Origin of the sequence: Lutibacter sp. A80, from assembly GCF_022429645.1 — a bacterium.
GTDB lineage: Bacteria > Bacteroidota > Bacteroidia > Flavobacteriales > Flavobacteriaceae > Lutibacter.
Genome location: NZ_CP092480.1, coordinates 700,303 through 715,420 on the forward strand (window position 1 = coordinate 700,303; position 15,118 = coordinate 715,420).

At 30.4% G+C, this 15,118-nt stretch carries 11 protein-coding genes and 2 pseudogenes; 2 read left to right on the forward strand and 11 right to left on the reverse strand.

Translation table 11 applies throughout. The features are described 5' to 3' along the window. Window positions 1-16: 16 nt before the first annotated feature. From MHL31_RS03045 to MHL31_RS03065, 5 genes are all read right to left on the reverse strand, one after another. Window positions 17-4,282, reverse strand: a complete 4,266-nt coding sequence (locus MHL31_RS03045; protein ID WP_240227612.1) for a PAS domain S-box protein — start codon at window positions 4,280-4,282, stop codon at window positions 17-19. Between the two features lie 676 nt (window positions 4,283-4,958). Next, a complete protein-coding gene (locus MHL31_RS03050) occupies window positions 4,959-5,948 on the reverse strand; it encodes a hypothetical protein (RefSeq protein ID WP_240227613.1) in 990 nt (329 codons plus the stop codon). A gap of 194 nt (window positions 5,949-6,142) precedes the next feature. Continuing rightward, window positions 6,143-6,784: a porin family protein gene (locus tag MHL31_RS03055; protein WP_240227614.1), complete on the reverse strand. Its 642-nt coding sequence runs from the start codon at window positions 6,782-6,784 to the stop codon at window positions 6,143-6,145. 117 nt (window positions 6,785-6,901) lie between these two features. Continuing rightward, a complete protein-coding gene (locus tag MHL31_RS03060) occupies window positions 6,902-7,789 on the reverse strand; it encodes a carboxypeptidase-like regulatory domain-containing protein (protein WP_240227615.1) in 888 nt (295 codons plus the stop codon). 210 nt (window positions 7,790-7,999) lie between these two features. Further along, window positions 8,000-9,403: a sulfatase gene (locus MHL31_RS03065; protein WP_240227616.1), complete on the reverse strand. Its 1,404-nt coding sequence runs from the start codon at window positions 9,401-9,403 to the stop codon at window positions 8,000-8,002. A gap of 297 nt (window positions 9,404-9,700) precedes the next feature. Between MHL31_RS03065 and MHL31_RS03070 the strand changes: the two are divergent. After that, window positions 9,701-10,111, forward strand: a pseudogene (locus MHL31_RS03070) (transposase); the annotation flags it as partial. Window positions 10,112-10,157: 46 nt separating this feature from the next. On the opposite strand, the gene MHL31_RS03075 reads toward MHL31_RS03070, so the two are convergent. Then, window positions 10,158-10,541, reverse strand: coding sequence for a hypothetical protein (locus tag MHL31_RS03075; protein ID WP_240227617.1), 384 nt, complete (start codon window positions 10,539-10,541; stop codon window positions 10,158-10,160). Window positions 10,542-10,839: 298 nt separating this feature from the next. Continuing rightward, the gene (locus MHL31_RS03080) at window positions 10,840-11,316 is read right to left on the reverse strand and encodes a hypothetical protein (RefSeq protein ID WP_240227618.1); all 477 of its coding nucleotides are present in this window, start codon (window positions 11,314-11,316) and stop codon (window positions 10,840-10,842) included. A gap of 261 nt (window positions 11,317-11,577) precedes the next feature. Between MHL31_RS03080 and MHL31_RS03085 the strand changes: the two are divergent. Further along, a pseudogene (locus tag MHL31_RS03085) lies at window positions 11,578-11,892 on the forward strand (transposase); the annotation flags it as partial. 53 nt (window positions 11,893-11,945) lie between these two features. Here the strand turns inward: MHL31_RS03085 and MHL31_RS03090 are convergent. The 4 genes from MHL31_RS03090 to MHL31_RS03105 all read right to left on the reverse strand — a co-directional run bounded on the left by MHL31_RS03090 (window position 11,946) and on the right by MHL31_RS03105 (window position 15,015). Beyond that, window positions 11,946-12,461 carry a hypothetical protein gene (locus tag MHL31_RS03090; protein ID WP_240227619.1) on the reverse strand — a complete coding sequence of 172 codons (516 nt, stop codon included), beginning with the start codon at window positions 12,459-12,461 and terminating at the stop codon, window positions 11,946-11,948. Window positions 12,462-12,689: 228 nt separating this feature from the next. After that, window positions 12,690-13,427, reverse strand: a complete 738-nt coding sequence (locus tag MHL31_RS03095; RefSeq protein WP_240227620.1) for a hypothetical protein — start codon at window positions 13,425-13,427, stop codon at window positions 12,690-12,692. 154 nt (window positions 13,428-13,581) lie between these two features. Then, a complete protein-coding gene (locus MHL31_RS03100) occupies window positions 13,582-14,061 on the reverse strand; it encodes a hypothetical protein (protein ID WP_240227621.1) in 480 nt (159 codons plus the stop codon). Between the two features lie 162 nt (window positions 14,062-14,223). Beyond that, window positions 14,224-15,015 carry a HEPN domain-containing protein gene (locus tag MHL31_RS03105; RefSeq protein WP_240227622.1) on the reverse strand — a complete coding sequence of 264 codons (792 nt, stop codon included), beginning with the start codon at window positions 15,013-15,015 and terminating at the stop codon, window positions 14,224-14,226. Between the last annotated feature and the right edge of the window lie 103 nt (window positions 15,016-15,118).

The following is a 15,118-nucleotide window of genomic DNA, read 5'->3' on the forward strand; positions in this document are numbered from 1 at the left end:
TAACAATTGGTTGGAACTATGCTATATATCTTTTTCGTGTTTCAAAGTCTATGTTCTCATCATCTAGCAGATCAGCAAAGCCTACAACACCATTCATAGGTGTACGTATCTCATGACTCATATTTGCCAAAAACTGATCCTTGTATATATTAGCCACTTCGGCTTTTTGTTTGGCTTCTTTTAATTCGTTTTCAAAAGCTTTTTTATCACTTAAATCAATAAATGAACCAATAATACTTTTAACATTTCCTTTCTCATCTATTTCAAAAGGAGAATCTACGGAATAACACCACAACCATTGTCCGTTCTTATGCTTAAAACGATATTCAATTGGCAGGAACTCACGGTCTAAAATAAGCTGTGCCATGTGTTCTTTTACTGCAGGCAAATCATCGGGATGAAAAAGAGTAAAAAATTCATCTTTTGATAATGCATTTATTTCATCAATACTATAACCTAATATTTTACTATATCTATAATTCATAAATATATTGGTGCCTTTATGAATATCGTAAATGTAGATACCATTTGGCGAAGTATTGGCAATGCGTTCTACAAACTGCTTTTCTTTTAAAATCTCTTCTTCTGCTTTTTTACGGTCAGTAATATCCCTGACAAGGGTCATAATATGTGGTACTCCATTATAATCAAAAATATGTGCGTTAATTTCCACAGGAATTTCAGTTCCATCCTTCTTTCTGTGTATTCCCTCTATAATTTGCTGTTTTTGATTTAGCAATTTTTCACGCTTAATTGCATGGCCCTGTTCTTTATCCAGTTTTTCACTATTTAAGTCGCTAGCCGACAACTGGAGTAATTCTTCTTTTGAGTATCCATAACGTTCACAGGCAATTGAATTACACTCAATAAATTTCCCGAATCCTTTTTCTTGGAATGGATGCACCAATACCGCATCACTAATACCTTCAAATAAAGCTTTGAATTTTTTTTCTGATTTTTGAATTTCTTGCTCCGCATTTTTACTTTCCGTAATGTCAATAAAACTAATAAGTACCTCTTGTATTTCGTTGTTGGAATCAACAACAGGAAAACCATTGACCAAAAGCCATACTATATCATTCTTTTCCTGTACAGCTCCGAGTATTTGATTTTGTAATACTTTTTTACTATTGATTACCCTGCTTACTGGATAATCATCTATTGCCATTTGAGTGTTGTCTTCATGTACAAATTTCCAGCGCGGATCAATGGCTTTCACCCCATTTAACTGGTCTGTTTTTATGCCTAATAACTCTCCAGCTTTATCATTATTAAATACAATGCCAGAATCTCTACCATGTACAACCACTCCAATATTTACATTAGTAATCAGATCTTTATAGCGTTTTTCGTTCAGCTCTGCTTTTTCTTTGGCCTCCAATAAAGCTTTTTCCCATTGTTTACGGTCCGAAATGTCTTTAATTAATGCTACAGAATACAAAATATTATTCTGCTCATCTTTTGCTGTTGTTACGGTAAGTTGCCCCCAAATGGTATGCCCATCTTTATGAATATAGCGCTTATCCATTTTATACGAATCAATATCACCTTTCATCAAAGAGGTATATTGTGCCATATCGGCTTCGATATCATCAGGATAGGTAAACTCAGGAAATGTCATATTGACAAGTTCCGCACTGGAGTAGCCCAGTATATTTTCAAGCTCTGGATTTACCGATAATAATTGACCTTTTGTAGAGACTGTGGAAATACCTAAACCAGCCGTATCAAATACGGTTTTATAACGTTTTTCGCTGTTTCTAAGCTCTTGCTCTACTTTTAGCATATAGCTTATGTTTACAAAAGTAATTACCAATCCATCAATCTTTTTATCCGTAGTAATAAATGGGCTAATTCTTCTTAAGAAAGTAACCCCATCTTGATCACAGACTTCTGATTCGATAGACTTTAAGTTTTCAAGAACATTAGAGCAATCTGAAATCATTGTTTGACGGTATTCTTCTGGAAAATTAGATGCAAAACTGGCAATGCTGCGCCCTTCATCCTCAACTTTCAAATTAAAGTGTTTCTGAAGGGCAGGAGTAAACTTTCGAATGCGTAAGTCAACATCCAAAAATAAGGTACCTATTTCGGTAGCATTCAGTAGGTTATTAACATCATCATTAAGGTAAGATAGTTCACGATTTTTTTCTTGTATTTCCGCATTAACGGTATATAACTCTTCATTAACCGATTGCAACTCTTCGTTAGTACTTTGCAATTCCTCATTACTGGCCATTAATTCTTCGTTAGACGATTGCAGCTCCTCGTTACTGGTTTCAAGTTGCTCTACAACATTCTGTAACTGACTCTTATTTTCTTTTAATTCGTCCTCCAATTCTGCAACACGCTGTTTACTAATTCCATCTCCTTCCGTATTTTTTAAGGTAATTGTTTTCTTGGGAGTCTTTTGTTTATCGTTGCTAAAATGAATGACATAAACATCACCCACTCCTTCAAAATCGATAATCTTACGAAATCCCAAGTCAAAGAAATAGTCTTGATTACCTATTTTATTATCAACATCCGAGATAATTACCTCAGCATTTTCTTTTTCTACTTTACGTATTCCACTACGAATAATTGTAGCCATTTCTTTACTAACCAATCTAAGTAAATTGCTCTGAAATACGCCTTGATTTACCGATAGCCGTGTGGTAATATCACCATTTACAAAAAGAATATTGAAATCAGTATCAGTAAAAACCATGGCAGGACTATACTGTTGTCCCATATATTTATAAAACACATTTTCAGGGTTTTGCTTAAATCGGTATTCAAAGCTGGGTTGTATTTGTGTTTCTCGGCTTTTTAAACTTAACGTACTAATGCGATCTTGAAGAACCTCCTCCATGGGCATACGTTTGGTATCTACCACACATTTATAAATTTTCCATTTAGAATTTACAAGTTTAAAATACTTTGATTGATGTCCCAACGACTCGCTGTTTCCCAATACCAAAAAAGCATCCTTTTTAAGTGCAAACTGAAAATTCATTAATACTTTTTTTTGCAAAATGGCTTCAAAATAAATAAGCAAGTTACGGCACGAAATCAAATCCATACGAATAAAAGGCGGATCTTTTAGAAGGTTGTGTTTTGAAAATACAATGCGCTCCCTAATGCGCTTAATAACCTTCATATTTCCTGAATCATTTATAAAATAGTTTTCGACATACTCCCTATCAATTTCACTAACCGAGTTGGGAGAATATACCGCGTTTCCTGCTATTTCCAAAGCATCTTCATCAATATCGGTTCCGAAAATCTTATAATCAATATTTAGTCGTTCACGTTTTATGTACTCATCCAATAAAATGGCAATAGTATATACTTCTTCACCAGTTGAACAACCTGCTACCCATACTCTAATCGGATCCTCAGTGCTTTCAAAATTATTACATAGCTCAGGAACAAGCTTTGTTCTTAGCAACTCAAAAACTTCTACATCTCTAAAAAAACTAGTCACACCAATTAAGAAATCTTGTTTTAATAGAGATATTTCTTTTGAATTACCTTTTAAATAAGATAAATAATCATACAGCTTGGTGAAGTTGTGAATATTCATCCGTTTCTCCAAGCGTCGTAGCAGTGTATTCTTTTTATATTGCTTAAAATCAATCGATGTATGTTTGTGAACAAGTTCTAATATTTGATAATAAATCACTTCATTAGATTTCACTTCTTCCTCTTCTTCTGTGAGGTTTATGCGATAATTCGGAATTTTCAACAGAGTCTGCGCAATTTTTTTTGGTGGTAAAATAAAATCTACTAAATTAGTTGCAATGGAGGTGTTGGGCATTCCATCAAACTGAGCACTGTCGGGTTCTTGCACTATAATTATACCACCTGCCTCTTTAATGGTTTTTATGCCACGTGAGCCATCGGATCCTGTACCTGATAATATTACGCCTACTGAATTATCTTTATGTTCCTCTCCCAAAGTATGAAAAAAAATGTCGATTGGAAGATTCAAATTGGGTCTTGGGCTTTTCTCGGTTAAGATAAGCTGCTTACCTTTTATGTGTAGATTTTTATTTTTTTGATTCAGATAAATACAATTGGGTTCTATGGTCTGATTATTCTCCGCAGTAAAGATTTTCATGCTTGTATGCTTGGAGAGCAGTTCTGGCATTAAACTTTTAAAATTTGGCGATAAATGTTGTACTATTACAAAGGCCATACCTGTTTCGACTGGAATATTATCAAATAATTGCTGAATAGCATCCAATCCTCCTGCTGATGCACCTATTCCTACAATGAAAAAGTCTTTATTTTTCATGAAATTAAAAGTTTACTCATATTTATAGCTATTTTTAATGAAAACCAACGGTTGGACTACGGTTAGTACGATATTAAAAGTAATAAAATTTTCGGGCTTTCACTTAGCCAAAGCTTTTTTTTGTTTTATCTTTTCATTTTTAAAAGCCAAATCAAAAGATTTGGAGGACATAGTAAATACACATAAACCTTTAATTTTAGTACTTACTAGCTATGTTATATACACGGTGTATCTGTTGCACAATTCCACTCAAATAAACTAAAAGATGTTGTAAAACAGGGTTTATTTTTGTACTTTCATGGTCAAGGTTAGAAAGATTATCAGGGAAAATTATTTGCAAATTTTCAATTAAGTGGGGGAGTTCCCAAGACAAATTTTTATAGAAAATTAAAAGAAGTATTGGATATGAGCGTAACATCAACAGAGTAAACAGCAAAAAATAAAATATCTAAAATTCATTACAAAAACTATAAAAAGTGATGTAAAAGCGATACATCATTTTATTTTACAAATAAAAGCATTCTATACACTTCAAATAAGCTTTTTTGGAACACACAAAGGAACTAATTAATAGTGCTTCATAAAATACAAAAGCCTCTTAAAATGGAGCTTTTGAAGTATGTTTTATGATTTTTTAGTGCCTTGTGCAACGATTACCATTGTTGGCGGTAGTATTTTATATTTCATTAATACATTTTATCAAATTTGCATTAGAGTTACCATAGCTTACAATTCTAATGTCTAATGGAACATTTTTAAATTTTCTAATCGCTTTTTGCATTGATTCTAAAATCCAATATTCTTCGTTTTCAAATGCTCCACCACCAACCAAAGTAAGAAAAACTTTGTTCGATTTATTATTTTCCATATTCAATACTCCTGCAAGTAGAGTTGACTCATAAGTTGCTTCCAAAATCACTCTCGCAAAATATTCCCAATAAAAAGGCTCTATTTGACTATATGCAACAGGAAGAGCCGAACAATATATTTGAGAAACCTTATGTTTTGTATTTGACTTGGTAACTTCAGTGTTCCACTGAATTCCTGTTTTTAGTTTTTCTTTCAGATTCTCCCTTTCTAACTCATTAAATTCGGCTATTTTTTTATTAATAGTTAAAAGACCATTTTGATTTATTAGGGCATATCCGTTTTTCATTTTCCAAAGATTCAATTCTTCGTTCTTTAGTTCTTTACCTATTAATTCTAAACAGTCTATTTGATTATTAGCTGATTGTCCAATTTGTCCATTTACTTCTGCAAAATAATTCCGATATATTGTTCCTGCTCCACAAGCAATTGCACAAGCTGGACCTTGAGTGTAATCAAATTCGTATCTATCAATACCTTGTTCTGGTGTTATGGTTGGACTGACCATCTCAAGCAGATTAAATTGTGAAGCAGCTTGAAATAGAGCATTAGAATTTTCTTCTTGATAATGTAATTCTTGAACGTCAGCAACAATTTCTTCTACTTGAATTTCTCCATTAAAATCAGAAGCATTATCGAATCTATTTTTTAATTCTTCTAATGTTAGAATTTCCAATTTTCCGAATGAAAATCTTTGAGAGTTTCTAAGTGAAACAAAATCGTTCCCTTCAATTCTTAGGTTACTTCTGACATATTTAGGTGATTCTTCTCTGAATCCTGTTAATTGTTCAAACCACATTCGTTTTGTTTATATTACCGCCAACTTTGTTGTATAAGCTTTGTTGCGTTGTTTAAACAGTGAATTTAGTAAATAAAAAACGAATAGGAAATCCGCTAGGGTTGTCGTAAATCGACTTGAACTAGCAATAAATTATATGCAGTGTTACCTTTTGTTGCGACTTTAGTTTAGGTAATTTTAAAATAAAACTCAAATTATAGAAAATAAGATACTCCAAAATAAAAATTTGAAGTGTCAATTGATAATTCAAATCCGCTTGATTGAGTATTATTCGAATTATCATCAACTTTACTATTCCAATAACCTAATGAGCCAATATTTGCATCCAACGCAATCTTGTTGTTTAAAAAATAAGTAATACCAGGTCTAATTCCAATAAAATAATTATTTGCTGAACTAATGAAATTAGAATTATCATAATCACTTTCAAAACTAGAATATCTAAATTCACCTTTTAAATTTAAAGTTAGTTTTTTTCCAACAGGGAAATATTTTTTGATATAAGGAATAATACTCCAAATATTTGTTGTCGATATAGATTCTGTGTCTATATCATAAGTAATAGATTCATCTTTAGAGTATCCATATCCAAGCCCAATGCCAATAAATAGATTGTTTTTAATAGCATAGCTAATTTTTGGTTCAAAACTAATAGTATAGCTTTTTCTTTCTGAATTCGAAAAAGAAGAATTTTCAATCTCCATTTCACTTGTATTAAATGAAATATTACCACCAAAATTCCAAGTTCCATTTGGAATCGTTAATTTCTCATTTGTATTTTGCCCAAAAGTAAATGTGTAAGCAAGAATCATTGCTATAAATAAAAAATTTTTCATAATTTTTTTTTAAAGTTAAGTTTAATCAATCATCAAATTTTATACCAATCCAATTTTATTTAAATAATTATTCAGTGATTGAGTACAGCAGTTTGTTAAGCAATTAAAGGCAACGTGTTATTCTTTCGGAAATAACACTTCTATTCCAAACATTGGATTTAAAATCTCTTCCTTCATCTTTTTTTTATTTTTATAATCGATAGAACCATTTTTCCAACCTGAATTATGATAATTTGACCAAGTTAAAGATTTATCATTTTCGTTTTGAGTAAATCTGTACATTGGTCCGAAGTAAGAGTATTTTTTTATTTTCCCATATGTGTTGACCATTTCAATTCCGATATAAATTCCGTTTTCAGGAAATGGTATTTTTAAATCTTTTACATTAACCCATAAGCGGTATTTTTTATTTTTAGGTTTCACATAAAAATTTTCATTGTGTAATTCTTTTCCTGGCTTATTGCCTAAAGTGTCAAGTTCATAAAATTTTATATTAAATGTTGCTATATATTCCGCATCTTTTCTTTTTTTTAAGTCTATATAAATTCTATTTAGTTGACCTTTTATTTTTCTCGGATTATCAATAAATAATGCAGTTTCATATCCGACTAAAGAAGTTACACTAATGTTTCCTTCTTTTTTTTCTCCTAATATTACTCTGTCATTATATTTTATTTTTTTGCTTGATATTAACACTTCATCTAAACTTTCAATTTTTGAATTTAGCAAAACTTCTAATTTTTTTAGATTTTTAAAATCAATAAATGTTAGTGTTTTTGATTCATAACCAAGAGTTGAAATTTTTAAAGTATCAGTATTGATATTCATTAATTCTAATTCAAATATTCCGAATTCGCTTGAGTAGGTTCCTTTTCCGTTTTTTAAAACTATATTGGCAAAAACTATATTTTCTCCAGTTGTCGAATCTTTTACGATTCCATTAATTGTTTGAGAATTAAGTATGTTAATGCTGATTAAAAAAAGTATGAATGAGATTTTTTTCAAATTATGTGTTTTCTTTTGCGGTTGAGTTTTAATGTTGCCTAACGGTTAGTATATGAAAAGTAGGCGATTTCGAAGCACTGAACTTTCGGTTAAGCACAGACCTTTTTTCTATTTACTTAATTTCGTTTTAGCGATTAAACCGCTATTATTTTATACATTGTTGTATGTAGGTCATCTATTCCCAAATTTGAAATCTAAATTTTCTTAAAATTACCATTTATAAGGTACAGTTCCTGTTGAATCAACAGAATGCCCCCATTTTTCAACGTAAGAAGGGCCCGTTAAAAATTCATCGTCCATACGCTTAAGTTCCTCTGTTAATATTCCTTCTAAATTTTTAGTGACTAATTCAAAATCGGGATCTCCTTTTAAGTTTTTTAGCTGATATGGATCTGAAACGTTATCAAAAAGTAACCAATCTCCAGATAAATCTTTTGCGTACGTATACTTTTTTGTTATAATACCTCTAAATTCTTTTCCTCCTCTAGTTCTGCTCCATTGACCAAATGGTTGGATAGATGTTACAAGTGAAGCTTTCCGAGTGTCTTCTTTTTTTCCGAGTAACACATCAGTTATGTTTTCTCCATCTAAATTAGCAGGGATATTTAATCCTGACATTCCCAACATAGTAGGTAATATATCCAAGGAATTTAATAGGAAATCGCTTTTTTTACCATTAGTTCCAAATAGTGCCGGATATTTAATTATAAAAGGTACCTTCGCAGATTCGTTATAGATTCTTTGCTTCTTAGTTTCACCATGACTATAAATCATATCACCGTGGTCTGAAGTGAAAACGAATATAGTATTTTCTTCAATATTACATCGTTTAATTGCGTCTTGTAATTGTTTTATATAACTATCTAATGCAGAGCAATGTGCGTAGTAGCCTTTTAAAGATTTCTTTGCTTTTTTAGTAAATTCTTCTGGCACATTTGGCCTAAGTTTTATATCAACATTGGTATATAAATCTTGAAATTCTTTGGGTGCAGTTTGATAAGGCGCATGAGGAGGTCCCCAAGATAGTACTAAAGAAAATGGTTTTTTACTTTTTGATTGTTCTTCAATATAAGTAATAGCGTCTTTTGTTTGAGCTTCAGCATCATATCCTTCCCACGAATGTAACTCATCATCATTACCCCAATATGTTGAGTTATTATAGGTATGCGAACATTCTAACACTTTCCAATAGTCGAAGCCTTGTCTTCTTTCTTTTGGTATAAATGCCGAACGACCATTTCCGTCAAGATGCCATTTCCCAATATATGCGGTATCATAACCTTGCTTCTTAAAGAGTTTTGCAAAGCTTTCGGATGTAGGGTCAAGCAAAATGTCATTCATAAACATACCAGTTTTTAATGGATATTGGCCTGTTAACAACATTGCCCTATAAGGTGTACATACAGGTTCTGTGGAAATTGCATTTGTGAAATAAACTCCCTCAGAAGCAAGTTGATCAATATTAGGTGTTTTAACATCTGGGTTTCCAGCATAACCTAATGATTCCGCGCGCCATTGATCTGCAAAAACAAATACAATATTCGGTTTTTCTATTTTATTCTTACAAGAAATAAAGAATAATGTTGTGAATAATATAATACTAATTTTTTTCATTTTATTATCGATAGTTTGTTGAGCCTTACATACAACGTGTTTCTTTCGTTTGTAACAGAGGAGAACTATAACGTGTTTTAGATTTGCAGTTCCAGTACACGTACGAGTCCTCTGTTGCTATAAAGTTGCAAAGAACCATTTGGAATACCAGGCGTATAAAACCCCGATAAAGGAAGTGGTTTTTGCAACATATTTAATCTTTCTAATTGTAAAAATATGAAAAATTACCAAGAAGTAGTAGGAATTGATGTATCAAAAAAGACGATTGATGCTTATTGTTATTATGCCCAAGTACTCCAAGATGTTTTAACACGCTTAAAAACGATACCAGGAATTGGAAACAAAACAGCTTTAATGTTAGTTGTTTTAACAGACGGATTTGATCGTTTCACAAGCGGAAGCGAATTATGTAGTTATGCTGGTCTAACCCCTGTGATTAGAAAAAGTGGAAGCAGTGTAAATGGACGACCAAAGATTAGTAAAATAGGAAATCAAAAGCTTCGAAATTTATTATTTATGTGCAGTTTTAATGCTTGCAAATACAACAAGGCTTGTAAGGAAATTTATGAACGAATAGTAGCAAAAGGAAAGAGCAAAAAATTAGCATTAATAGCTGTGTGTAATAAACTACTAAAACAGGCTTTTGCTATTGCTAAATCAGGATTAATATATGATGGAAACTATAAAAGTACTTTAATGAAAAATTAATACAGTTTTACTTGTTTTTTACCACAGTACTTGGTTGTGGTTTGTATTAATACAAAGGGGTTAAATTTTCCTTCATATGCACATTTACGACGATTGAATCACCACTTTTAATCGATAATTTTTGTATCTTAATAGATTGTTTTCCTATATAAAAAATTTCTACATCAAATATATTAGGAAATAGTACTGCTTTTACATTATTCTTAGGAAAAGGATTAAAAAAGACTCCATTGATTAATATCCCTGCAGGAATTTTACTTTCATCGAGAGAATCATAACAATTTACGATCATTTGAGTTGTTTTATCATTGCTTTTTTTTCTAATAATTTCAAAGGTTTCAGTTTTGTAATAGTTATCTTTAAGGACATTACAATTTGTAAATATTAGAAAAGTTGAAAATAAGACTAAATATTTAATCACATTTGACATTTTTTGGCATCTTTTTTATTAAAGCGTTCATTTTTTATAATATTTTGAATTTCGTTTTCTAGTGAATCTAAATTGTTAGAATTCTGTTTATAATTCCTGATTCTTTCCCATTTATCGTTTTCCATTTTATCGTTTTCCTAAATGAATGCCAACGAGTTTTTATAAGATTTGTTGCGTGTTTTAAGCTATAAATTTAGTAAATAATTCCCGAGCAAAGAAAGTTAGTGAGGACTTTCGTAAGTAGGCTCTAACCAGGCAATTAATTTTGTACGTTGTTGTAACCTGTGCATTTTTCATTTTAATCATATTCAATCGGAAGAAATTTCTTTTCAGGAATCTTTCCATAATCACAAGGATTATCAATAAATCTAAAATCTTTTTCATATTCCTTTCTAGTCATCATCATTTTCCCTATTCGTATATCATTTGGATTATTTTTAGGTGTTAATTCCCATTTCAACAGGTACAATTTCTTATCAAAATCTATAATTTTCATAATTGACCTAATTGTATAAAATTCGTGAACCCCTAAAAACTCAATTTCATTTAATGTTTTTAATATTTTAACTGAATTAATCTTTAAATCATTTGGTCCTTCGTGTCCTAAATCGTAAATCACATTATTATCAGTAATTGTAATGTAATTATTGTTTCCATCGCAAGGATCATAAATCAGATATCCTTTTTCATCTCTTTCTAAATTCACCCAAGTTCCAATTAATTCAGATTTGTTTTTCCATTCATTGTCTTGTTTTCTAGTAAAAGAAAATATCAATATTAAGATTATTATTATCGTAGAAATTTTTTTCATAGCATTGGTTACAACGTGTTTCTTTAGTTTGTAATAAATATCTTTATGTAGTAACAGTGGAGAACTATAACGTGTTTTAGATTTGCAGTTCCAGTACACGTACAAGTCCTCTGTTGCTATAAAGTTGCAAAGAACCATTTGGAATACCAGGCGTATAAGACCCCCATAAAGGAAGTAGTTTTTGCAACATATTTAATCATTTTAATTGTAAAAATATGAAAAATTACCGGAAGCGAATTATGTAGTTATACTAGTCTAACCCATGTAATTAGAAAAAGTGGAAGCAGTGTAAATGGACGACCAAAGATTAGTAAAATAGGAAATCAAAAGCTTCGAAATTTATTATTTATGTGCAGTTTTAATGCTTGCAAATACAACAAGGCTTGTAAGGAAATTTATGAACGAATAGTAGCAAAAGGAAAGAGCAAAAAATTATCATTAATAGCTGTGTGTAATAAACTACTAAAACAGGCTTTTGCTATTGCAAAATCAGGATTAATATATGATGGAAACTATAAAAGTACTTTAATTAAAAATTAATACATTTTTACTTGTTTTTTACCACAGTACTTTGTTAGCCACTGTTTTTTCATTCAGCTTACCCAACTTCCAAGGCTTTCTTTTTCAATCCATTTTCCGTTGACAAATTCGTAAATTCTTTCTTCTCCACCACCACATAACCAACCGCAAACTGTTCCGATTTGCACATACGCCAAATCGAATGTTTCATTAAATATAGGTTTACTAATCGAACAATATCCATCTTTACAATTCGTGTTAAGCAAGTCCCAAAATTGAAATTCGCCACTTTTTGATTTTTTTTCAAATTTCTCAAATTGCTTTTGGGTTAATATATTCTTATTCTTAACTAAATCAGATGTAATTTTAAACCTTTTGTATAGCCTTGACTGAGTATTTAAATGAACGGTATCTTTAATTTTCAAATTTTTCTTAATATATTCATTAAAATCGGAAACCATTGGATGCGAAACTGCTCTTGGTTTTTCTGTTATACAACTCGATATTAAATATCCCTTACTTTCATCTTTTAAAATCTGTTTTATTAATTCCGTCGTTTTTTGAGCATCCAATTCCTCCAATTCTTTCAAATCAGTTTTGATGTTCGTTTTGCAACTGAAATTCAAAATTAGAATTATAAATGATATGTAGAATGTTATTTTTTTCAAAATGGTGGCTAACGTTTATGTATAAGGAAAGTTGCGTGTTTGTGTGCGAGGATTTTCCGAAGGAAAATCAGAAGCTAGCAAACAAGCAACTAACTTTGGTTTAGCTAAAACTAGCAATTTTTTTTATACGGTGTTGTGCGTAGGTTTTTTTTATTCAAAATTCGCTATTCTTTCATTAAAGGTTTCTCCAAGTCCGTATAAACATCCAGAACAGCTAAAAATCACGGAATTTATATTTTTTAAATGCTCTATAATTTGTTTTTGATCATCACTCAAATTTCCTATTTTAAGCAAACCTATAGTTCCAAGAGTTTGTAATTCAGGTGAAAATGATGTTAAATATCTATTAAGTGCTTTTTTATTTTTATTTTTTGACAGTCTTAGTGTTTTTTTTGATTCACTCGGAATATCAAGACCGACTTCTCCACAACCAAATCCGACAACATATTCGGTTAAAATCTGTTCTTTGAAATCAGATTCATTTAATTGAGTTTTGTAAAAGTCATTATGGTTTTTAATGTAGTTATTTAAAAATTCTAGATTGTTTTTAAAAGTCGAAATGTCAATGTGCTTGTCTTTGCTTAAGTCATATTCTGAAACCCAACCAATAATTATTTTTCCATTTTTGGAAATAAAATTTACTTTAATGTCTAAACCTGGGTTTGGCATTACTAAAATCCGATGATGCTCATAACCAAAATCAATTTTTCTTTCAATTTCGTCAAAGGTTGTTAAAACTGATAGGGTTTTAAAATCCGCCGTTTTGATTGATGAAATTAATTCTACATTCTCAATAGTTGATAAGTATGATTTTAATTCCACAAGATTATTTTGTCCATTTAAGAACTGGGTTAAAATCAGAGTAATAAATATGAATGTTTTTCTCATTTTCTCAACTTACGCACAACGTGTTTTTATAAGATTTGTGCGACTGGAAAATCGGAGATTTTTCGGTGGTAGCAAATCGTTTGTTGAATTTTTATCAGTTTATTTTTAGTTTAAAAGTAAGCATAAATTTTATGAGGTGTTGTGCATAGTTTTTTTAATTCTCCCAAACAGAGTAATCGAGTATTCTCCATTCTCCGTTATCATTCAAAAACTTTCCTCGACAACCAGCTCCTTCAATTTTATAAAATAATTTAAAATCGGTAGTGTCAGTTTTTATTTCTAATATGTCAAATATTACATAATCTTTAATTTCTTCTTTGTCTAATTCCTCAAGCGTCAATATTCTAACTTTTTGCTCGAACTTAGTCAAGTTAAAGTTTTTTTTAATATGTTCCGTTTCCATGATTTTTACGGGCAACCTCTCTTTCAGTTCTGGATGATAAATCCATTGAAGTTTAGGTAAGTCAAGAATTTGTTGAACAATCAATTCGGTTTGATTTGATTCCGATTTTATTAATTCCGTTTGAGTGAGTTCGTTTTCAGATTCAGATTTGTTTTCCGTTTCTTTTTTTTTCGAATTCTTGCAAGAAATCAGAAGTGAAATTATCAATAAAATTCCGACTATTTTTTTCATTTCGTGAGCTTTCTCAAATTATGCACAACGGTTTTTTATATGATTTGTGCGACTGGAAAATCGGAGATTTTTCGGTTGTAGCAAATCGTTTGTTGAATGTTTGTCGTTTGTATTAGTTCAAATTTAAGCATAAATTATATAAGTTGTTGGCTGCTGCCTTTTTTATCGTTTTAGTAATCCTTTAACAAACTCTAAAGAATTTTCAGCTTGTTGTTTAGTGTGATCCTGATCAGTATGAGCCGAAATATTTCTCATTTTTCGAAGATTTTCAATTTTTATTAAATCATCTTTTGAAATGATATTTTCTTTTAGAGAAATACTAATTAAATCATTAAATCTAAATTTAGAAACTCTAATATCTCTAGCTCTAATCATTTTATACAAATGAGTTTCTAAAATCTTATATGATTCTAATATTGAATGTGAATAATATCCATCTCTGAATAGTTTATTTGCACTGTCAAGACCTTTAATCTCATTTTCTTCAGCTTGTTCTTGAAATTTCAATTTACTTTCAAGACGATATTTTTTAGCTACTAAAACAGAGTAGAATATAGTCAAACCTGAAATCAAAATATTCATTACAGTTATTATAATATTGGCGAATTTTTCGTTCTCCTTTAGTATTAGATTTATTTGAAATAGAATAAAAGATAAGACAATTATTAGAGGTGAAAATATAATCAACGCAAATAACGAATAAGCAATTTTCAGGGTATAATCGAATATTTTCCATTTTCCGATTTTAGTATCTCGTACAACAATTTCTAAAATGTATAAATAAAGACTGATTGAAAAACCTATTACACTATAAAGAAAATAGTCAGCAAATGTAATTGTCTTAAAACCTAAATCAATATTTATTTGGGATAATTCCTCTTTAAAAGCACTTAAAGAAATGACGAGAGTTACAAACCCTAAAATGATTTCAAATTTATTCTTAATCTTTTCCATTTATTTTTTCATCTGGTTGCTGCCAACTCGTTATATAATAACAAATATAACTGTTTTACCCTAAAAAAACACGGGATAAACGTAGTTTTTATATTTTTTATTA